General features: G+C 67.8%; 20 protein-coding genes. All 20 read left to right on the top strand.

Going from position 1 to position 18763, the window contains the following annotated elements; translation table 11 throughout:
* Positions 1 to 49 precede the first annotated feature (49 nt).
* The 20 genes from plsX to nagZ all read left to right on the top strand — a co-directional run bounded on the left by plsX (position 50) and on the right by nagZ (position 18760).
* Complete coding sequence (plsX, locus tag QTI20_RS21150) at positions 50 to 1138, top strand: phosphate acyltransferase PlsX (protein WP_286554536.1); 1089 nt, start codon at positions 50 to 52, stop codon at positions 1136 to 1138.
* Positions 1138 to 2115, top strand: a complete 978-nt coding sequence (locus QTI20_RS21145; RefSeq protein WP_286554537.1) for a beta-ketoacyl-ACP synthase III — start codon at positions 1138 to 1140, stop codon at positions 2113 to 2115. The genes plsX and QTI20_RS21145 overlap by 1 nt, the downstream gene beginning before the upstream one ends.
* A 57-nt stretch (positions 2116 to 2172) precedes the next feature.
* Positions 2173 to 3129 carry an ACP S-malonyltransferase gene (fabD, locus tag QTI20_RS21140; protein WP_286554539.1) on the top strand — a complete coding sequence of 319 codons (957 nt, stop codon included), beginning with the start codon at positions 2173 to 2175 and terminating at the stop codon, positions 3127 to 3129.
* Positions 3126 to 3869, top strand: a complete 744-nt coding sequence (gene fabG / locus QTI20_RS21135; RefSeq protein WP_286554541.1) for a 3-oxoacyl-ACP reductase FabG — start codon at positions 3126 to 3128, stop codon at positions 3867 to 3869. The genes fabD and fabG overlap by 4 nt, the downstream gene beginning before the upstream one ends.
* Before the next feature lie 100 nt (positions 3870 to 3969).
* A complete protein-coding gene (gene acpP / locus QTI20_RS21130) occupies positions 3970 to 4209 on the top strand; it encodes an acyl carrier protein (RefSeq protein WP_140843300.1) in 240 nt (79 codons plus the stop codon).
* A gap of 96 nt (positions 4210 to 4305) precedes the next feature.
* Entirely contained in the window at positions 4306 to 5550 is a 1245-nt protein-coding gene (gene fabF, locus QTI20_RS21125) for a beta-ketoacyl-ACP synthase II (protein WP_286554543.1), read from the top strand.
* 13 nt (positions 5551 to 5563) lie between these two features.
* Positions 5564 to 6052 carry a hypothetical protein gene (locus QTI20_RS21120; protein WP_286554545.1) on the top strand — a complete coding sequence of 163 codons (489 nt, stop codon included), beginning with the start codon at positions 5564 to 5566 and terminating at the stop codon, positions 6050 to 6052.
* On the top strand, positions 6049 to 6717 hold the full coding sequence (gene rpoE, locus QTI20_RS21115; protein ID WP_286554547.1) for an RNA polymerase sigma factor RpoE: 669 nt from the start codon (positions 6049 to 6051) through the stop codon (positions 6715 to 6717). The genes QTI20_RS21120 and rpoE overlap by 4 nt, the downstream gene beginning before the upstream one ends.
* A gap of 13 nt (positions 6718 to 6730) precedes the next feature.
* Positions 6731 to 7420, top strand: a complete 690-nt coding sequence (locus tag QTI20_RS21110) for a sigma-E factor negative regulatory protein (RefSeq protein WP_286554548.1) — start codon at positions 6731 to 6733, stop codon at positions 7418 to 7420.
* Between the two features lie 42 nt (positions 7421 to 7462).
* Positions 7463 to 8518, top strand: a complete 1056-nt coding sequence (locus QTI20_RS21105) for a MucB/RseB C-terminal domain-containing protein (protein WP_286574258.1) — start codon at positions 7463 to 7465, stop codon at positions 8516 to 8518.
* Between the two features lie 100 nt (positions 8519 to 8618).
* Positions 8619 to 10106, top strand: coding sequence for a DegQ family serine endoprotease (locus QTI20_RS21100; RefSeq protein ID WP_286554831.1), 1488 nt, complete (start codon positions 8619 to 8621; stop codon positions 10104 to 10106).
* Between the two features lie 522 nt (positions 10107 to 10628).
* Positions 10629 to 12440 (top strand): translation elongation factor 4, encoded by a 1812-nt coding sequence (gene lepA / locus QTI20_RS21095; protein WP_286554551.1) that lies wholly within the window; start codon positions 10629 to 10631, stop codon positions 12438 to 12440.
* Positions 12441 to 12567: 127 nt separating this feature from the next.
* A complete protein-coding gene (gene lepB / locus QTI20_RS21090; RefSeq protein WP_286554552.1) occupies positions 12568 to 13539 on the top strand; it encodes a signal peptidase I in 972 nt (323 codons plus the stop codon).
* 24 nt (positions 13540 to 13563) lie between these two features.
* Positions 13564 to 13938 carry a DUF4845 domain-containing protein gene (locus QTI20_RS21085; protein ID WP_286554554.1) on the top strand — a complete coding sequence of 125 codons (375 nt, stop codon included), beginning with the start codon at positions 13564 to 13566 and terminating at the stop codon, positions 13936 to 13938.
* A 2-nt stretch (positions 13939 to 13940) separates the two neighbouring features.
* Positions 13941 to 14636, top strand: a complete 696-nt coding sequence (rnc, locus tag QTI20_RS21080) for a ribonuclease III (protein ID WP_286554555.1) — start codon at positions 13941 to 13943, stop codon at positions 14634 to 14636.
* 65 nt (positions 14637 to 14701) lie between these two features.
* Positions 14702 to 15658, top strand: coding sequence for a GTPase Era (era, locus tag QTI20_RS21075; protein ID WP_405054679.1), 957 nt, complete (start codon positions 14702 to 14704; stop codon positions 15656 to 15658).
* Between the two features lie 69 nt (positions 15659 to 15727).
* Positions 15728 to 16498, top strand: coding sequence for a DNA repair protein RecO (gene recO, locus QTI20_RS21070; protein ID WP_286554557.1), 771 nt, complete (start codon positions 15728 to 15730; stop codon positions 16496 to 16498).
* 6 nt (positions 16499 to 16504) lie between these two features.
* Entirely contained in the window at positions 16505 to 17272 is a 768-nt protein-coding gene (locus QTI20_RS21065) for a pyridoxine 5'-phosphate synthase (protein ID WP_286554559.1), read from the top strand.
* 4 nt (positions 17273 to 17276) lie between these two features.
* The gene (gene acpS, locus QTI20_RS21060) at positions 17277 to 17690 is read left to right on the top strand and encodes a holo-ACP synthase (RefSeq protein ID WP_183024480.1); all 414 of its coding nucleotides are present in this window, start codon (positions 17277 to 17279) and stop codon (positions 17688 to 17690) included.
* Positions 17687 to 18760: a beta-N-acetylhexosaminidase gene (gene nagZ / locus QTI20_RS21055; protein WP_286554560.1), complete on the top strand. Its 1074-nt coding sequence runs from the start codon at positions 17687 to 17689 to the stop codon at positions 18758 to 18760. The genes acpS and nagZ overlap by 4 nt, the downstream gene beginning before the upstream one ends.
* Positions 18761 to 18763: the final 3 nt, after the last annotated feature.

Here is an 18763-nt window from a genome sequence, read left to right as displayed (position 1 = left end):
AGGCCGAGGCCCGAAGCTACTTTTGCTGTAGCGTCGGGCCTTTGTTTTGATGGTCATCTCTCCTATTTCAGCTCCAGCGCCTTCCGCAATCACGCTTGCCGTGGATTGCATGGGTGGCGATCACGGACCCCGCGTCACGCTGGTGGCGTGCCGCGCATTCCTGGAGCGACACCCCGAGGCCCATCTGCTCGTGGTCGGTTTGCCGGCCGCGTTGAGCGGGTTTTCGCACGCCCGCGCCAAGGTGATTCCCGCGACCGAAGTGGTCGCGATGGACGATCCCATCGAGATCGCCCTGCGCAAGAAGAAGGATTCTTCGATGCGGGTGGCGATCCAGCAGGTCAAGGATGGTGCGGCCCAGGCTGCGGTATCCGCCGGCAACACGGGTGCATTGATGGCGATCGCACGCTATCTGCTCAAGACGCTGGACGGCATCGACCGGCCTGCCATCGCCCCGCAACTGCCCAACCGGACCGGCGGCGCCACCACGGTGCTCGACCTGGGCGCCAACGTCGACTGCGACGCGGAAGACCTGCTGCAGTTCGCCGTGCTCGGTTCGGCGCTGGTCTCGGCGCTCACCGGCAACGAGACGCCCAGCGTGGGACTGCTCAACGTCGGCGAAGAAGCCATCAAAGGCAGCGAAACGATCAAGAAAGCCAGCGTTCTGCTGCGAGCTGCCGCCAAATCCAAGGATCTCAACTTCTACGGCAACGTGGAAGGCAACGACATCTTCAAGGGCACGACCGACATCGTCGTGTGTGACGGCTTTGTCGGGAATGTGACGCTCAAGGCCTCCGAAGGCGTGGCCTCGATGATCGTGGACTTCCTTCGAATCGAGTATTCCAACGGACTCTTCAGCAAGTTTGCTGCGATCGTTTCCTATCCGGTGCTAAAAGCGCTCAAAAAGCGCCTGGATCACCGGCGCTACAACGGCGCGGCCTTGCTGGGCCTGCGTGGGCTGGTGTTCAAGAGCCACGGCTCGGCGGACGAGGAGGCTTTCGGCTATGCGCTGGATCGCGCTTATGATGCCGCTCGCAACAACCTGCTCGAGCGTGTGCGGGCTCGTATCGCCCGTGCCGCGCCGCTGCTAGCGCGGCCGGAATCGGCGGTGCCAGCCGACGCGCCCTCGCTCCACGTCTGATGACCCTCTTTTCTCGTATCACCGGCACCGGCAGCTACCTGCCGCCGCGCCGAGTCACCAACGACGACCTGGCCCGTGAACTGGCCGAACGTGGCGTCGAAACCTCCGACCAGTGGATCGTCGAGCGCACCGGCATCCGGGCCCGGCACTTCGCCGCGCCGGACGTGACCAGCAGCGACCTGGGCCTCGAGGCTTCCAGGCGCGCGCTCGAAGCCGCCGGCCGCCAGGCCAGCGAGGTCGACCTGATCGTGGTGGCGACCTCGACCCCCGACATGGTCTTTCCCTCGTCGGCGGCGATCCTCCAGCACAAGCTCGGCATCGCCGGCTGCCCGGCCTTCGACGTGCAGGCGGTGTGCAGCGGCTTCGTCTACGCCCTGACCGTGGCCGACGCCATGATCAAGACCGGCAGCGCCCGCTGCGCGCTGGTCGTCGGCGCCGAAGTGTTCTCCCGCATCCTCGATTTCAACGACCGCACCACCTGCGTGCTGTTCGGCGACGGCGCCGGCGCCGTGGTGCTCGAAGCCAGCGACGAGCCCGGCATCCTGGCCAGCGACCTGCACGCCGACGGCAAGCACGTCGGCATCCTCTGCGTGCCGGGCCATGTGTCCGGCGGCAATGTGCTGGGCACGCCGCTGCTGCACATGGACGGCCAGGCGGTGTTCAAGCTGGCGGTGCGCGTGCTCGAGGAAGCCGCCCGCACCACGCTGGCCAAGGCCGGTAAGAACGAGGCCGACATCGACTGGCTGATTCCCCATCAGGCCAACATCCGGATCATGGAAGGCACGGCGAAGAAGCTCAAGCTCCCGCTGGACAAGCTGGTGGTGACGGTGCACGAGCACGGCAACACCTCGGCGGCCTCGATTCCGCTGGCGCTCGACGAAGCGGTGCGCAGCGGCAAGGTCAAGAAGGGCGACACCGTCATGCTCGAGGGCGTGGGCGGCGGTTTCACCTGGGGCGCGGTGCTCCTGACCCTGTAGAGGCCGGATGCCGCGCGGGCTTCGGCGGCCCGGCGTCCACACCATAAGAGACAACCGATGACATCCTTTGCTTTTGTATTTCCCGGCCAGGGCTCGCAAGCCGTCGGCATGCTCGACGCCTGGGGCGACCACCCGGCCGTCGCCGAGACCCTGCGCGAAGCCTCCGACGCCCTGGGCGAGGACGTCGCGGCGCTGATCCACGACGGCCCCAAGGAAGCGCTGGCGCTGACCACCAACACCCAGCCCGTGATGCTGGTGGCCGGTGTGGCCGCCTGGCGCGCCTGGCTGGCCGAAGGCGGCGCCAAGCCGTCGGTGGTGGCCGGCCATTCGCTGGGCGAATACTCGGCCCTGGTGGCCTCGGGCGTGCTCACGCTGGCCCAGGCCGCGCCGCTGGTGCGCTTCCGCGCGCAGGCCATGCAGCAGGCCGTGCCGGTGGGTGTGGGCGCGATGGCCGCAGTGCTGGGCATGGCGGCCGACCAGGTGATCGCCGGCTGCGCCGAGGTCACGGCCGGCTTCGGTGCCGACAGTGCCGAGGTGGTCGAGGCGGTGAACTTCAACGATCCGATGCAGACCGTGATCGCCGGCAGCAAGGCCGCCGTCGACAAGGCCTGCGAAGTGCTCAAGGCCAAGGGCGCCAAGCGCGCGCTGCCGCTGCCCGTGTCGGCACCCTTCCATTCGAGCCTGATGCGGCCGGCGGCCGAGGCGCTGCGCGAGAAGCTGGCGTCGGTCGAACTGGCCGCGCCGCAGATCCCCGTGCTGAACAACATCGACGTGGCCGTCGAGACCGATGCCGACCGCATCCGCGACGCGCTGGTGCGCCAGGCCGCGGGCCCGGTGCGCTGGGTCGAGAGCGTGCAGGCGCTCCAGGCGCGCGGCGTCTCGGCGCTGGTCGAATGCGGCCCGGGCCGCGTGCTGGCCGGCATGGCCAAGCGCATCGCGCCTGACCTGGCCGCGGCCTCGGTCTACGATCCGGCGACACTCGCCGAAACCCGGCAACTGCTGAACACCCCATGAGCATCCCCAAATTCGAAGGCCAGGTCGCCCTGGTGACCGGCGCATCGCGCGGCATCGGCGCGGCCATCGCGCTGGAACTGGCCCAGCGCGGCCTCAAGGTCATCGGCACCGGCACCACCGAAGAGAGCGCCCAGAAGATCACGTCCGCCCTCGGCGCTTTCGACGGCCGCGGCCGTGCGCTCAACGTCAACGACGGCGCGGCGCTCGATGCGCTGGTCGACGAGATCGTCAAGGCCTACGGCGGCCTGCACGTGGTGGTCAACAACGCGGGCATCACCCGCGACATGCTGGCCATGCGGCTGAAGGACGACGACTGGGATGCGGTGCTCGACACCAACCTCAAGGCCGTGTTCCGGCTCTCGCGCGCCGCGATCCGTCCGATGATGAAGCAGCGCTACGGCCGCATCATCAGCATCACCAGCGTGGTCGGTGCATCCGGCAACGCGGGGCAGGCCAACTACGCGGCGGCCAAGGCCGGCGTGGCCGGCATGACGCGCGCGCTGGCCCGCGAACTGGGCAGCCGCAACATCACGGTCAACTGCGTGGCGCCGGGCTTCATCGAGACCGACATGACCGCCAGCCTGCCCGAAGCGCAGCAGCAGGCGTTGCTGTCGCAAATTCCACTGGGTCACCTGGGCAAGCCGGCCGACATCGCGCATGCGGTGGCGTACCTGGCCTCGCCGCAGGCGAGCTATGTGACGGGGCAGGAGCTCCACGTCAACGGCGGCATGCACATGTAGCCGTCTGGCGCAATTCCCTACCGTACGGACCGTGAGGCAATGGCCCAGGCCCGGACGGCTAAAATCCACCGATTCTTTATAAACCCCCAGAGGGAACCAAATGAGCGATATCGAAGCACGTGTCAAGAAAATCATCGCCGAGCAGCTCGGCGTGGAAGAGTCCCAAGTCACCAACGAAAAGGCTTTCGTGGCCGATCTGGGTGCCGACTCCCTGGACACGGTGGAACTGGTGATGGCACTCGAAGACGAGTTCGGCATCGAGATCCCCGACGAAGACGCAGAGAAGATCACCACGGTGCAGAACGCCGTCGACTACGCTTCCAAGAATCAAAAGGCCTGATCGGCCGCGCGTGGAAAACCCGTTCCGGCTCGCGGCGCATCGTCGCCGCGTGGCTCGCGAGAGGGCTTCCGTGCTTCCCCAGAAAGGTTTGCCGGCATGACCAAACGCCGCGTCGTCGTGACCGGGCTCGGTTGCATCGCCCCTGTTGGCAACACGGTGGCCGAATCCTGGTCCAACCTGTTGGCCGGCAATTCGGGCATTGACACCATCAAGGCCTTCGATGCCAGTCCCTTCGCCTGCAAGTTCGCAGGCGAGGTCAAAGGCTTCGACATCACCCAATACATTTCCGAGAAGGAAGCGCGTCACATGGACCGCTTCATCCATCTCGGGATGGCTGCCGCCATGCAGGCGGTGCAGGACAGCGGTCTCAAGACCAACGATGCGCTCTCGCCTGAAGAGGCCACGCGCATCGGCTGCAACATCGGTTCGGGCATCGGCGGCCTGCCGCTGATCGAGAACACGCATGCCGAACTGGTGAGCCGCGGCCCGCGCCGCGTGTCGCCGTTCTTCGTGCCGGCCTCGATCATCAACATGATCTCGGGCCACGTGTCGATCAAGTACGGCTTCCAGGGCCCGAACATCGCCGTGGTCACCGCCTGCACCACCGGCCTGCATGCCATCGGCCTGTCGGCACGCATGATCGAGTACGGCGACGCCGACGTGATGATCGCGGGCGGCTCCGAGTCGACCGTGTCGCCACTGGGCATCGGCGGCTTCGCGGCAGCGCGTGCGCTGTCGACCCGCAACGACGATCCCAAGACCGCGTCCCGCCCCTGGGACAAGGACCGCGACGGCTTCGTGCTGGGCGAGGGCGCGGGCGTGCTGGTGCTCGAGGAATACGAGCATGCCAAGGCACGCGGCGCCAAGATCTATGCCGAGGTCTCGGGCTTCGGCATGAGCGCCGATGCCTTCCACATGACCGCGCCCAACGTCGACGGCCCGCGCCGCTCGATGGCGTCGGCCCTGGCCAACGCCGGCGTCAATGCCGACGACGTCCAGTACCTGAACGCGCACGGCACCTCGACGCAGATCGGCGACATCAACGAGACCAACGCCATCAAGAACACCTTCGGCGCGCATGCGAAGAAGCTGGTGGTCAACTCGACCAAGTCGATGACCGGCCACCTGCTGGGCGGCGCCGGCGGCATCGAGTCGGTGTTCACGGTGCTGGCCCTGCATCACCAGAAGAGCCCGCCCACCATCAACATCTTCAACCAGGATCCGGAGTGCGACCTGGACTACTGCGCCAACGAGGCGCGGGACCTGAAGATCGACGTCGCGGTGAAGAACAACTTCGGCTTCGGCGGCACCAACGGCACGCTGGTGTTCAAGCGCGCTTGAAGCGAAACCGTCCATGCACAGCGCCCCAGCGGTGAGCTATCCGGTGGGGCGTTCGCGCGATGCGGGCCGTCTGTTGTCCGGGCTCTGGGCCCTGGGCGCGGCCTGCGCGGGCGCCGCCGTGCTGCACCTCGACGACATGCTCGGCGGGCGTGCGGCGCTGCTGGCGCTGGGCGTGGCGTGCGCGGGGGCGGCGACGTGGTGGTTTCGCCGCGGCGCCCGCTCCGGCGAACTGCGCTTCGACGGTCTTCAGTGGTCGCTGAGCGGCGCGCAGCCGGTGCCGGCGGCGCATGCCGAGCTCTGCCTGGACCTGCAATTCCTGCTGCTGCTGCGCCTGGTCGCGCCCGAGGGCCCGCGGTGCTGGCTCTGGCTCGAACGCCGCGCGCAGCCTTCGCGCTGGCCGGATTTGCGTCGTGCGGTATATTCGCGCGCCCCGACGCCGGCCCTGATGGGCCGGCCCGCCGATGCCACGCTGCCCGTGGCGCCTTCTTCCTCTCTTCCATGACCGCCACCCCCCCGCCCGTGCCACCGGACGCCGGTCCGACCGACGTGGCCGAGCCGCGTCCGGGCGAGGTCGATTTCCAGCTCGTGCAGCGCACGGTGGCGGGCGACCAGAAGGCCTTCGAACTGCTGGTGATCAAGTACCAGCGGCGCATCGAGCGGCTGATCGGCCGCATGGTGCGTGACGTCGACCTGGTGGAGGACATCGCGCAGGAAACCTTCATCCGGGCCTACCGCGCGCTGCACCAGTTCCGCGGCGAAGCCCAGTTCTACACCTGGCTCTACCGGATCGCGGTCAACACCGCCAAGAAGGCGCTGGTCGACATGAAGCGCGATCCGACGGTCTCGGAAAGCGCCTTGCGGCCATCTTCGTCGGACGAGGATGAAACTTACCGTCCTGGAAACGAACCAATCAGCGACGAAACCCCCGAAACCGTGCTGGCCGCGCAAGAGATCGCGGCCGCAGTCGAGGCTGCGATGGAGGCCCTGCCGGCCGAATTGCGCCAGGCCGTCACGCTGCGCGAGATCGAGGGCATGAGCTACGAAGAGATTGCTGAGTTGATGAATTGCCCGATCGGCACGGTTCGCTCCCGGATTTTCCGGGCCCGCGAAGCCATTTCCGCGCGGGTCAAGCCGATGCTCGACAACCAGTCCGGCAAGCGTTGGTAAGCAGGTGAATGAAATGAAACATACCCCCGAGTCCGTGCGTGAGCAGATTTCCGCCTTGGCCGACGATCGGTTGCAGGGCGACGCCTTCGGCGAAGCCATGGACCTGCTCGCCCACGACGGCGAGCTGCAGTCCAGCTGGCAGACCTACCACCTGATCGGCGACGTGCTGCGGGCGCCTCGGCCTGCGCCCTGCACCGACAGCAGCGCGTTCCTCGCGCGTTTCCAGCAGCGGCTGGCCGACGAGGTGCCGGTGCGGCGCGCGGCCGTGGTCGCCGCCCCCGTGGTGGTGCCCCTGCCCGTGGCGGCGCGGCTGCCGGTCGAGGCCGCGAACGAGCCGATCTTCCGCTGGAAGCTGGTGGCCGGCGCGGCCTCGCTGGTCGCGGCCGCGGCCATCGGCTGGAACTGGGTCGGCAGCGGCGTCGCGCCCGCGGGCGCGCAGATGGCCCAACAGCAGCAACAGCAACAGGCGGCGCCCGCGGTGCAGCTGGCGAGCTCCGACGGCTCGGTGCTGTCGGCGGCCCAGCAGGGCGGCCCGTCGGGACCGACCCGCGTGGTGGTCGGCAGCGGCAGCGGCAATCCGCAGGTGATGCTGCGCGATCCGCGCCTGGACCAATTGCTCGAAGCACACCGGCAGGCCGCCGGCGGGGCGCAGATGCCCTCGGGCTTCCTGCGCAACGCGACCTTCGAGAGCTCCGCGCGCTGACGCCTCCGAATGCCCGCTGATCAACCTGACTTTCGTCGCTCCATGCCCATGACTGCCCGCCGCGCCATGCTGGTGCTCTCCGCGCTCTGCCTGGCACCCTTGGCGATCGCGCAGACGCGCGGGCACGCGGCGGCCGCGGCCAAGAGCGCCGCACCGCCAGTGGCCGGCGAAGTGTCGAGCCTGGGCACGGTCGATTGGCTGCGCCGCATGCATGCGGCGTCGCGGCAGCGCACCTATGTCGGCACCTTCGTGGTGTCGTCCACCAGCGGCAACCTCTCGAGTTCGCGCATCTGGCACGTGGCCGACGGCGACCAGCTGCTGGAGCGCATCGAAGCGCTGTCGGGCGCGCCGCGCTCGACCTTCCGCCGCAACGACCACGTCATGACCTTCCTGCCCGAGGACAAGGTCGTGCGCAGCGAGAAGCGCGAGAACCTGGATTTCTTCCCCAACCTGCCGGGTGGCGCGCCCGACGTGGCCATCGGCGAGTTCTACGACGTGCAGATGCTCGGCAAGGGCCGGGTCGCGGGTTTCGATGCCGACGTGCTGCAGCTCGTGCCGCGCGATGCGCTGCGCTTCGGCTACCGCGTCTGGAGCGAACGCCGCTCCGGCCTGGTGGTCGCGCTGCAGACGGTGGACGGCGACGGCCGCGTGGTCGAGCAGTCGGCCTTCTCCGAGCTGCAGTTCGATGCGCCGGTGAAGCCGCAGTCGCTGGTCCAGATGATGGGCAACACCGCCGGCTACCGCATCGAGAAGTCGGAGCTGGAGCGCACCACGGCCGCCGCCGAAGGCTGGTCGCTGCGCGAACCGGTGGCGGGCTTCAAGCCGGTCAATTGCTACCGGCGCGCGCTCGACGGCGCGGCCAAGCCCGAACGCACCATGCAGTGGACCTTCTCCGACGGCCTGGCCTCGGTCTCGCTGTTCGTCGAGCCCTACGATGCGCAGCGGCCGTCGAAGGAAGCGCTGCTGGCGCTCGGCGCCACCTACACCCTGACCCGGCGCATGACCGACAAGGGCGGGGACTGGTGGCTCACGATCGTCGGCGAGGTGCCGCCACGCACGCTGCAGGCTTTCGCTCAGAATCTTGTGCGCACGCGCTAGGCCGGTGCTTGCGCCGTCCCGCCGCGCGCTGAACCAAACGGCCGCTGCCGATTCATAGCGCGATGATGTTCGCTGTTCTTTCATGAAAAGAGATCCGATGATGCTGCTCAAAGTCGAGGGAAGAAAACTCCGTTCGTGCCTGCTGGCGTCGGCGCTGGTGCTGACGGCGGCCGGTGGCCTGCTGCCGCTGGCCAGCGCGCAGGCGCAGACCCGCACGCTGCCCGACTTCACCGACCTGGTCGACCAGGTCGGCCCGGCGGTGGTCAACATCCGCACCGTCGAGAAGGTGACGCAGCGCGGCGGCGGCGCCAACGGCGAGATGGACGAGGAAATGCAGGAGTTCTTCCGCCGCTTCTTCGGGCAGCCCGCGCCGGGCACGCCGCGCCAGGGGCCGCGCCAGAACCGGCCCCAGGAGCCGCAGGAAGAGAGCCGGCCGCGTGGCGTGGGCTCGGGCTTCATCCTGAGTGCCGACGGCTTCGTGATGACCAACGCGCACGTGGTCGAGGACGCGTCCGAGGTGCTGGTCACGCTGCCCGACAAGCGCGAGTTCAAGGCCAAGATCATCGGCGCGGACAAGCGCACCGACGTGGCGGTCGTGAAGATCGACGCCACCGGCCTGCCGGCGCTCAAGGTCGGCGACGTGTCGAAGCTGCGCGTGGGTGAATGGGTAATGGCCATCGGCTCGCCCTTCGGCCTCGAGAACACCGTGACCGCCGGCATCGTGAGCGCCAAGCAGCGCGACACCGGCGACTACCTGCCCTTCATCCAGACCGACGTCGCGATCAACCCCGGCAATTCCGGCGGCCCGCTGATCAACATGCGCGGCGAGGTGGTGGGCATCAACAGCCAGATCTACTCGCGTTCGGGCGGCTTCATGGGCATCTCCTTCTCGATCCCGATCGACGAGGCGATCCGCGTGAGCGAGCAGCTGCGGGCCACGGGCCGCGTCTCGCGCGGCCGCATCGGCGTGAGCATCGACCAGGTGACCAAGGACGTCGCCGAGTCGATCGGCCTGGGCAAGGCGCAGGGCGCGCTGGTGCGCAGCGTCGAGGCCGGTTCGCCGGGCGAGAAGGCCGGCGTCGAGGCGGGCGACATCATCACCAAGTTCGACGGCAAGGCGATCGAGAACTCGCGCGACCTGCCCCGGCTGGTCGGCAACACCAAGCCGGGCACCAAGAGCACGATCACCGTGTACCGGCGCGGCGCCTTCCGCGACCTCAACGTGACCATCGCCGAGATCGAGCCCGACAAGCCGGCGCGTCCCGCGGTGGAGCGCGAGGAGCCGGCGCCGAAGTCCTCGGCTTCGGCGGCCGCCAAGTCACTGGGCCTCGCCGTGAGCGACCTGACCGAAGCGCAGAAGAAGGCGCTGAAGGTGCGCGGCGGCGTGAAGATCGACACCGCCACCGACGCCGCTGCACGTGCCGGCCTGCGCGAAGGCGACGTGATCCTGGCGCTGGGCAATGCCGAGGTGACCAGCGTCAAGGAACTCGACGCCGCCCTGGGCAAGGCCGACAAGTCCAAGCCCGTGAGCGTGCTGTTCCGCCGGGGCGAGTGGGCGCAGTACGCCCTGATCCGGCCGGCCCGCTGATCTTCGGGCGCCGGTCAAGTGGCCCCACCCGGCAGTCGGGTTTGGGGCCTTTTTTCAGGGCTCGGACGGGCTTCGAAGGCGCATCGTGAAGATTTTTTCGATCGCTTTGGAGGCTCGATAAGTTAGTGATCGCAAACATCAACATGGGACTAACGACTTGTTTTAGTAGAATGGGCGGCGATTGACTTGCCCGGAGGGCATAAAGGCGGCGGACGCATTCACCATGCGGTATGTTCCAGGACAGTCCACCGCTGCTCCACAGATCACCCACAAGTTGTCCCGGCAGTTGCTCACTGCCTTTGTTGATAAGCTGTTAATAACCATCCTGTTGCTGACCTGCAACGAGCCTTCCTGACCCGGTCCCGACATGTACGCGCTCCCCTTTTTGCCTACAATGAAGTCCCAACTACTGCAGTTGCCATTGCTTGTTGGTTCAGGGCGCGTCTCTTTCGGACGCGCCCTTTTTTCTTGCCTGTCGCCTTCTGCGCACGAGGCAATTCAAGTACTTAAGCGTTCCCGTTGATGAATCACATCAGAAATTTTTCGATCATTGCGCACATCGACCACGGCAAGTCGACGCTTGCCGACCGCCTGATCCAGCGTTGCGGCGGCCTCGCGGAACGCGAGATGGAAGCGCAGGTTCTCGACTCGATGGACATCGAGAAAGAGCGTGGGATAACCATCAAGGCGCAGACCGCTGCGCTGCATTACAAGGCCCGCGACGGCAAGGTCTACAACCTCAATCTGATCGACACGCCGGGCCACGTGGACTTCTCGTATGAAGTGAGCCGCTCGCTGTCGGCATGCGAAGGCGCACTGCTCGTCGTCGATGCATCGCAGGGCGTGGAAGCGCAGACGGTGGCCAACTGCTACACCGCGCTCGACCTCGGCGTCGAGGTGATCCCCGTGCTCAACAAGATCGATCTGCCCAACGCGGATCTGGACAACGCGCGCACCGAGATCGAGGACGTGATCGGCATCGACGCGACCGATGCAATTCCATGTTCGGCCAAGACCGGCGTGGGCATCGACGACATCCTCGAAGCCATCGTCGCGAAGATGCCCGCACCGCGCGGCAATCCCGACGGCCCGCTGCGCGCGATGATCGTCGACAGCTGGTTCGACCCCTACGTCGGCGTCGTGATGCTGGTGCGTGTGGTCGACGGCCGCCTCGTGAAGGGCGAGCGCATCAAGATGATGGCCTCGGGCGCGATGTACAACGCCGACAGCGTCGGCGTGTTCACGCCGGCCAACGAGCCGCGCGCTTCGCTCGAGGCGGGCGAGGTGGGCTACATCATCGCGGGCATCAAGGAGCTGCAGGCGGCCAAGGTCGGCGACACGGTCACGCTGATCAAGCCGGGCACCGGCGGTGCAGCGGCCACGGCCACCGAGGCGCTGCCGGGCTTCAAGGAAATCCAGCCGCAGGTGTTCGCCGGCCTCTACCCGACCGAGGCCAGCGAGTACGACTCGCTGCGCGACGCGCTCGAGAAGCTCAAGCTCAACGATTCCTCGCTGCGCTACGAACCCGAGGTGAGCCAGGCGCTGGGCTTCGGCTTCCGCTGCGGCTTCCTGGGCCTGCTGCACATGGAGATCGTGCAGGAGCGGCTGGAGCGCGAATTCGACCAGGACCTGATCACGACCGCGCCCAGCGTGGTCTACCAGGTGGTGCGCAGCGACGGCGAAGTGATCATGGTGGAGAACCCTTCCAAGATCCCCGACGTCGGCCGCATGTCGGAGATCCGCGAGCCGATCGTGACCGTGCACCTCTACATGCCGCAGGAATACGTCGGCGTCGTCATGACGCTGGCCAACCAGAAGCGCGGCGTGCAGATGAACATGGCCTACCACGGTCGCCAGGTCATGCTGACCTACGAGATGCCGCTGGGCGAGATCGTGCTCGACTTCTTCGACAAGCTGAAGTCGGTGAGCCGTGGCTACGCCTCCATGGACTACGAGTTCAAGGAGTACCGCGCGTCCGACGTGGTCAAGGTCGACATCCTGCTCAACGGCGAGAAGGTCGATGCGCTGTCGATCATCGTGCACCGCAGCCAGTCGCAGTACCGCGGCCGGGCGGTGGTGTCGAAGATGCGCGAGATCATTTCGCGCCAGATGTTCGACGTCGCGATCCAGGCGGCCATCGGGGTCACCATCATCGCGCGTGAGACAATCAAGGCGCTGCGCAAGAACGTGCTCGCCAAGTGCTACGGCGGCGACATCTCCCGCAAGAAGAAGCTGCTCGAGAAGCAGAAGGCGGGCAAGAAGCGGATGAAGCAGATCGGCTCCGTCGAGGTGCCGCAAGAAGCCTTCCTCGCGATCCTGCAAGTCGAAGACTGAAGAATGAACCACCCTCGCAGCGCTCCCTCGAGCGGGCGATGCCGGCGGCCCGGCACAGCCGGTTCCGCGGCATCTCCGGCATGGGACCGCGCTGTTCCCGACGCCTGCAGCATCTAAAAGAACGAAGATGGCACTTCTCACCTCCCTCATCCTGGCCGCGTTCGGCGCTTACGTCGGCGCCTGGTACTTCGGTGCCGTCGAAGGCAACTTCGCGCTGCTGCTGTTCGTGGCGACGGTCGTCACCGGCCTCTACTGGCTGGCCGAGCGCTTCTACTTCCTGCCACGGCGCCGCCAGGCGGCCGAGCGGCTCGACGCCTCGCTCGCGCAGCGGCGCGAAGAACTGGCGCGCCAGGGCATCGAGCAGGTCGACCGGGTCGACGTCAAGGCACGCGAGCGGCTCATCATGCAGCCCTGGTGGCTGGACTGGACCGCCGGCCTGTTCCCGGTGATCCTGGTGGTGTTCCTGCTGCGCTCCTTCCTGTTCGAGCCCTTCAAGATCCCCTCGGGCTCGATGATGCCGACGCTGCTCACGGGCGACCTGATCCTGGTGAACAAGTTCACCTACGGCCTGCGCCTGCCGGTGCTCAACACCAAGATCACCGAAGGCAAGGCCCCGGCCCGCGGCGACGTGATGGTGTTCCGCTACCCGCCCAAGCCCAGCCTCGACTACATCAAGCGCGTGGTCGGCGTGCCCGGCGACGAGGTGGCCTACCTGAACAAGCAGCTGACCATCAACGGCCAGCCGGTCAGCAAGGACGCGATCCCCGAGTATTTCGACGAGGAGACCATGCGCTACCTCAAGCAGTACACCGAGACGCTGGGCACCACGCAGCACAAGCTGCTCAACGACGAAACCCGCCGCGCGGGCATCTCCGACGTCGAGGTGATGAGCTTTCCGGACCGGGATAATTGTCGTTACAGTGTCGAAGGCGTGGTCTGCAAGGTGCCGGCCGGCCACTATTTCATGATGGGCGACAACCGCGACAACTCGCTCGACTCGCGCTACTGGGGCTTCGTGCCCGACCAGAACATCGTCGGGCGCGCGTTCTTCGTCTGGATGAATTTCGGCAATCTCAAGCGCATCGGCGCGTTCCAATAAAAGCAATCATTCGAGGGTAGAGCAATGGCAAAGAGCATTGAACGGTCGGCATCCGCGTCGAGGCAGCGCGGCATCTCCTTCATCGGGCTGCTGTTCGTGGCCATCGTGCTGGCCTGCGTCGGCGTGGTGGTGGCGCAGGTCATTCCCACGCTGATCGAGTACCAGGCCATCAACAAGGCCGCCGCCAAGGCCGCCGAAGGCAGCACGGTGCCCGAGGTGCGTTCCATCTTCGACCGCGCCCAGGCCATCGACGACTTCAAGTCGGTCAGCGGCAAGGACCTCGACGTGCAGAAGGTCGGCGACAAGGTCGTCGTGTCCTATGCCTACGACCGCGAAATCCATCTGTTCGGCCCGGCCTACCTGGTACTCAAGTACAAGGGCCAGGGCCAGTCCCGCTGACCGTGGCAGAAGGCGCTCTTGTTGCGCTGCAGGCGCGCCTCCGGCATGACTTCGCCGACGCGCGGCTGCTCCAGCGCGCACTCACCCACCGCAGTTTTTCCGCCGACCACAACGAGCGGCTCGAATTCCTCGGCGACTCGGTCCTGAGCCTGGCGGTCTCGCACCTGCTCTACGAGCGGCTCGCGGACCTGCCCGAAGGCGATCTGTCGCGCGTGCGCGCCAACCTGGTCAAGCAGGACACGCTGCACCAGCTGGCGGTCAAGCTGGCGATCTCGCCGCTGCTGCGGCTGGGCGAGGGCGAGGCCCGCTCGGGCGGCCCGAACCGCCCCTCGATCCTGGCCGATGCGCTGGAGGCGCTGATCGGCGCCGTCTACCTCGATGCCGGCTACGGCGCGGCGCAGGCGCTGGTGCGCCGGCTCTACGAGTCGGTCGAGATCACGCCGCGCATGGAAGCCGCCGCCAAGGACCCCAAGACCGAATTGCAGGAATGGCTGCAGGGGCACAAAATGAAACTGCCGGTCTACCGCGTCAGCGGCACGCTCGGCGCAGCCCACAAGCAGACCTTCGATGTCGAGTGCGAGGTGCCCGAACTGGGGCTGACCGAGCGCGGCATCGGCGGTTCGCGACGCGCCGGCGAGCAGGCCGCGGCCGCGGCGATGCTGATCCGACTCAAGGCCCGCGGCACGAAAGCAACATGACCCCTACACACGATGTCCCCGACGCCGATGGCGCCCCCGAAAAGCTGATCCCGCCCGTCCCCGGCATGCCACCCATGCCCGCGATGCCCGGGGCGGCGGCCGCCGACACCTCGGTCCACGGACCGCAGCACTGCGGCCTGATCGCCATCGTCGGCAAGCCCAACGTGGGCAAGTCGACGCTGCTCAACGCGCTGGTCGGCCAGAAGATCAGCATCACCTCGCGCAAGGCGCAGACCACGCGCCACCGCATCACCGGCATGCGCACCCGCGAGGCCACGCAGTTCGTGTTCGTCGACACGCCGGGCTTCCAGACGCTGCACGCCAACGCGCTCAACAAGTCGCTCAACAAGACCGTGCTGGGCGCGGTGGGCGACGTGGACCTGATCCTGTTCGTGGTCGAGGCCGGCAGCTTCACGCCGGCCGACGAACGCGTGCTCAAGCTGCTGGGCAAGGGGATCCCGACGGTGCTGCTGGCCAACAAGCTGGACAACATCCACCGCCGCGGCGACGTGGCGCCCTGGCTGCAGACCATGCACGAGAAGCACGACTTCGCCGAACTCGTGCCGATGTCGGCCAAGAGCGCCAAGGACGTCGAGCGCCTGTTCGCCATCTGCGCCAAGTACCTGCCCGAGCAGCCCTGGTTCTATGCCGAGGACGAGCTCACCGACCGCAGCGAGAAATTCCTGGCCGGCGAGATGGTGCGCGAGAAGCTGTTCCGCCTGACCGGCGACGAGCTGCCCTACACCTCGACCGTGATCATCGACAAGTTCGAGGAAGAGCCGCCGCAGAAGAAGGGCCAGAAGCGCCTGATGCGCATCGCCGCGACCATCGTGGTCGAGCGCGACACGCACAAGGCCATGGTCATCGGCGACAAGGGCGACCGCATCAAGCGCATCGGCACCGAGACCCGGGTCGAGCTCGAGAAGCTGATGGACGCCAAGGTGTTCATCGAGCTCTGGGTGAAAGTGCGCTCCGGCTGGGCCGACGACGAAGCGCGCGTGCGCAGCTTCGGTTACGAATAAGCACAGCCCCGGACCTGCGCGCTGCGCGTCGCCGTTGGGCGCCCGCCTCGACGCCCAGCGCGCACTGACATGGCCACCCAACGCGTCTCCCACGAACCCGCCTACGTGCTGCACCGCTACGACTGGAGCGAGTCGAGCGTGATCCTGGAGGTCTTCACCCGCCACCACGGCCGTGTCGCCATCGTGGCCAAGGGCGCGAAGCGGCCCAGCTCCAACTTCCGGCCGGTGCTGCTGCCGCTGCAGCCGCTGCAGCTCAACTACGGCGGCGACGCCGAGATCCGCACGCTCAAGAGCGCCGAATGGATGGGCGGCCTGGTGATGCCCACCGGCGAATCGCTGCTGTCGGGCTACTACGTCAACGAGCTGCTGCTGCGGCTGCTGGCGCGCGACGATGCGCACGAGGCGCTGTTCGACGCCTATGCCGGCGTGGTCGAGGTGCTGGCCAGCGACCATGGCGCGGCCCAGGCCGCGACGCAGGCGGCGGCGCTGCGGGCCTTCGAACTGCTGCTGCTGCGCGAGGTCGGCCTGCTGCCCACGCTCGACACCGAAACCCTGACGCTCGCGCCGCTGGCCGACGATGCGCGCTATGCGCTGCTGCCCGAGGCCGGGCTGCGCGAGGCGGCCCCGGCCGACGCCGCGCTGGCCGGCGCCGACTGGCTGGCGCTGCAGGACGCGCTGGAGGAGCGCGCGCCTTTCTCGGCCACGCTGCGCTGCGTGGCCCTGCTCAGCGCCGGCAGCAATGCGGCCCTGCGCAGCCAGTTGCGCACGCTGCTGAACTACCATTGCGGCGTTACCACCCTGCGGACCCGGCAGATGATGCGGGATCTGCAAGCCCTCTGATCGCCCATGACCACGCCTTCCTCCCCCACGGCCCTTTCGGTCAACCTGAACAAGGTCGCGCTGGTGCGCAACACGCGCCATCTCGGCATCCCCAGCGTGCTGCGCGCCGCGACCCTGTGCCTGGAAGCCGGCGCCACGGGCATCACGGTGCACCCGCGGCCCGACGAGCGCCACATCCGGGCGCACGACGTGCACGATCTCGCGGCCCTGCTGTCGCGCGACTGGCCGCAGGTCGAGTTCAACATCGAGGGCAACCCCTTCCACAACCTGATGGATTTTGTGCGCGCCTGCCGGCCCCACCAGGCCACCTTCGTGCCCGACAGCGAGACGCAGTCCACCAGCGACCACGGCTGGAGCTTTCCGCAGGATGCCGAGCGCCTGCGCCCGCTGATCGCCGAAACCCAGGCGCTGGGCGTGCGCGTGAGCCTGTTCATGGACCCGATCCCCGAGATGATGGCCGCGGTCAAGGCCGTGGGCGCCGACCGGGTCGAGCTCTACACCGAGGGCTACGCCGCCTCGCGCGGCTCTGCCAGGGCCCCCGAGGTGCTCGCGCGCTATGCCGAGACCGCGCGCGCGGCCCAGGCCGCGGGGCTGGAGGTCAATGCCGGCCACGACCTGAGCCGTGACAACCTCACGGATTTCCTGCGCGCGGTGCCGGCCGTCAAGGAGGTCTCGATCGGCCATGCCTTCGTCGCCGACGCGCTCGAGCTGGGCTACGCCGCCACCACGCGCGACTACCTGCGCTGCATCGACGAGGCGCAGACCGCGAAGTGAACGCGTGATCTACGGCATCGGCACCGACATCTGCGACGTGCGCCGCGTCGCCGCCACCTTCGAGCGCCAGGGCGAGCGCTTTGCGCGCAAGGTGCTCAGCGATGCCGAATTCGCGGTCTGGCAGGCGCGCAGCGCGCGCTGGCCGAAGCGCGGCCTGAGCTACCTGGCGACGCGCTTCTCGGCCAAGGAGGCCTTCAGCAAGGCCGTCGGCATGGGCATGCGCATGCCCATGAGCTGGCGGCTCTGCGAGATCGCCAACGAGCGCAGCGGCAAGCCGGTGATCGTGCTGCACGGCGTGCTCAAGGAATGGTTCGAGGCGCGCGGGCTCACGGCCCACGTCACCGTGACCGACGAAACCGATTACGCGGCCAGCTTCGTGGTGGTCGAGCAGCATCCGAAGACGGACCCGAGCCCATGAATTCCCCGACGACGACCCAGCGGCCCCTCGTGATCGACGTGGCCGGCACCGCGCTCACGCCCGCCGACCGGCGCCGGCTTGCCCATCCGCAGGTCGGCGGCGTGATCCATTTCGCGCGCAACTGGCAGGACCGGGCGCAGATGCAGGCGCTCAATGCCGAGATCAAGGCGATCCGGCCCGACCTCCTGGTCTGCGTCGACCATGAAGGCGGGCGCGTGCAGCGCTTCCGCACCGACGGCTTCACCCGGCTGCCCTCGATGCGCACGCTGGGCACGCTGTGGATGGACGACGCGATGCGTGCCGTGCAGGCCGCGACCGCGGCCGGCTTCGTGCTGGCGAGCGAGCTGCGCGCGGTCGGCGTCGACTTCAGCTTCGCGCCGGTGCTCGACCTCGACCATGGCGGGAGTTCGGTGATCGGCGACCGCAGCTTCCACCGCGACCCGCGCGTCGCCGCGCTGCTGGCCCAGAGCCTGATGCACGGCCTGCTGCAGGCCGGCATGGCCAACTGCGGCAAGCACTTTCCCGGCCATGGCTTCGTCAAGGCCGACTCGCATGTCGCGATCCCGGTCGACCGGCGCAGCCTCAAGGCCATCCTGGCCGACGACGCGCGCCCCTTCGAATGGCTCGGCGGCACGCTGGCCGCGGTGATGCCGGCCCATGTGATCTATCCCAAGGTGGATGCACGCCCCGCGGGCTTCTCGGCCCGATGGCTGCAGGCCATCCTGCGCGGCCGGCTCGGCTTCGAGGGTGCGATCTTCAGCGACGACCTGAGCATGGAGGCCGGCCGCTACATCGACGGCCAACTGCTCAGCTACACCGACGCCGCCCTGGCCGCGCTCGCGGCCGGCTGCGACCTGGCGCTGCTCTGCAACCAGAGCGTGGGCGAGGGCGCGCCGCTGGACGAATTGCTCGAAGGCTTCAGCGTCGCCGCGGCCGATGGCCGCTGGCAGCCCGATGCGGCCGGCGAGGCCCGGCGCCGTGCCTTGCTGCCGACCTCCACCGCGCTGGACTGGGAGGCGCTGACCGCGTCCGCGGCCTACCGGCGCGCAGTGGCGCTGCTGCCCGGCTGAGCC

It is taken from the genome of Variovorax sp. J2P1-31, from assembly GCF_030317215.1.
GTDB lineage: Bacteria > Pseudomonadota > Gammaproteobacteria > Burkholderiales > Burkholderiaceae_C > Variovorax.
This window is presented reverse-complemented; position numbering and strand designations above follow the sequence as displayed.

Coding starts and splice junctions, on each gene's coding strand:
- plsX (WP_286554536.1), top strand. CDS start 50: ATGGTCATCTCTCCTATTTCAGCTCCAGCGCCTTCCGCAATCACGCTT.
- QTI20_RS21145 (WP_286554537.1), top strand. CDS start 1,138: ATGACCCTCTTTTCTCGTATCACCGGCACCGGCAGCTACCTGCCGCCG.
- fabD (WP_286554539.1), top strand. CDS start 2,173: ATGACATCCTTTGCTTTTGTATTTCCCGGCCAGGGCTCGCAAGCCGTC.
- fabG (WP_286554541.1), top strand. CDS start 3,126: ATGAGCATCCCCAAATTCGAAGGCCAGGTCGCCCTGGTGACCGGCGCA.
- acpP (WP_140843300.1), top strand. CDS start 3,970: ATGAGCGATATCGAAGCACGTGTCAAGAAAATCATCGCCGAGCAGCTC.
- fabF (WP_286554543.1), top strand. CDS start 4,306: ATGACCAAACGCCGCGTCGTCGTGACCGGGCTCGGTTGCATCGCCCCT.
- QTI20_RS21120 (WP_286554545.1), top strand. CDS start 5,564: ATGCACAGCGCCCCAGCGGTGAGCTATCCGGTGGGGCGTTCGCGCGAT.
- rpoE (WP_286554547.1), top strand. CDS start 6,049: ATGACCGCCACCCCCCCGCCCGTGCCACCGGACGCCGGTCCGACCGAC.
- QTI20_RS21110 (WP_286554548.1), top strand. CDS start 6,731: ATGAAACATACCCCCGAGTCCGTGCGTGAGCAGATTTCCGCCTTGGCC.
- QTI20_RS21105 (WP_286574258.1), top strand. CDS start 7,463: ATGCCCATGACTGCCCGCCGCGCCATGCTGGTGCTCTCCGCGCTCTGC.
- QTI20_RS21100 (WP_286554831.1), top strand. CDS start 8,619: ATGCTGCTCAAAGTCGAGGGAAGAAAACTCCGTTCGTGCCTGCTGGCG.
- lepA (WP_286554551.1), top strand. CDS start 10,629: ATGAATCACATCAGAAATTTTTCGATCATTGCGCACATCGACCACGGC.
- lepB (WP_286554552.1), top strand. CDS start 12,568: ATGGCACTTCTCACCTCCCTCATCCTGGCCGCGTTCGGCGCTTACGTC.
- QTI20_RS21085 (WP_286554554.1), top strand. CDS start 13,564: ATGGCAAAGAGCATTGAACGGTCGGCATCCGCGTCGAGGCAGCGCGGC.
- era (WP_405054679.1), top strand. CDS start 14,702: ATGCCACCCATGCCCGCGATGCCCGGGGCGGCGGCCGCCGACACCTCG.
- recO (WP_286554557.1), top strand. CDS start 15,728: ATGGCCACCCAACGCGTCTCCCACGAACCCGCCTACGTGCTGCACCGC.
- QTI20_RS21065 (WP_286554559.1), top strand. CDS start 16,505: ATGACCACGCCTTCCTCCCCCACGGCCCTTTCGGTCAACCTGAACAAG.
- nagZ (WP_286554560.1), top strand. CDS start 17,687: ATGAATTCCCCGACGACGACCCAGCGGCCCCTCGTGATCGACGTGGCC.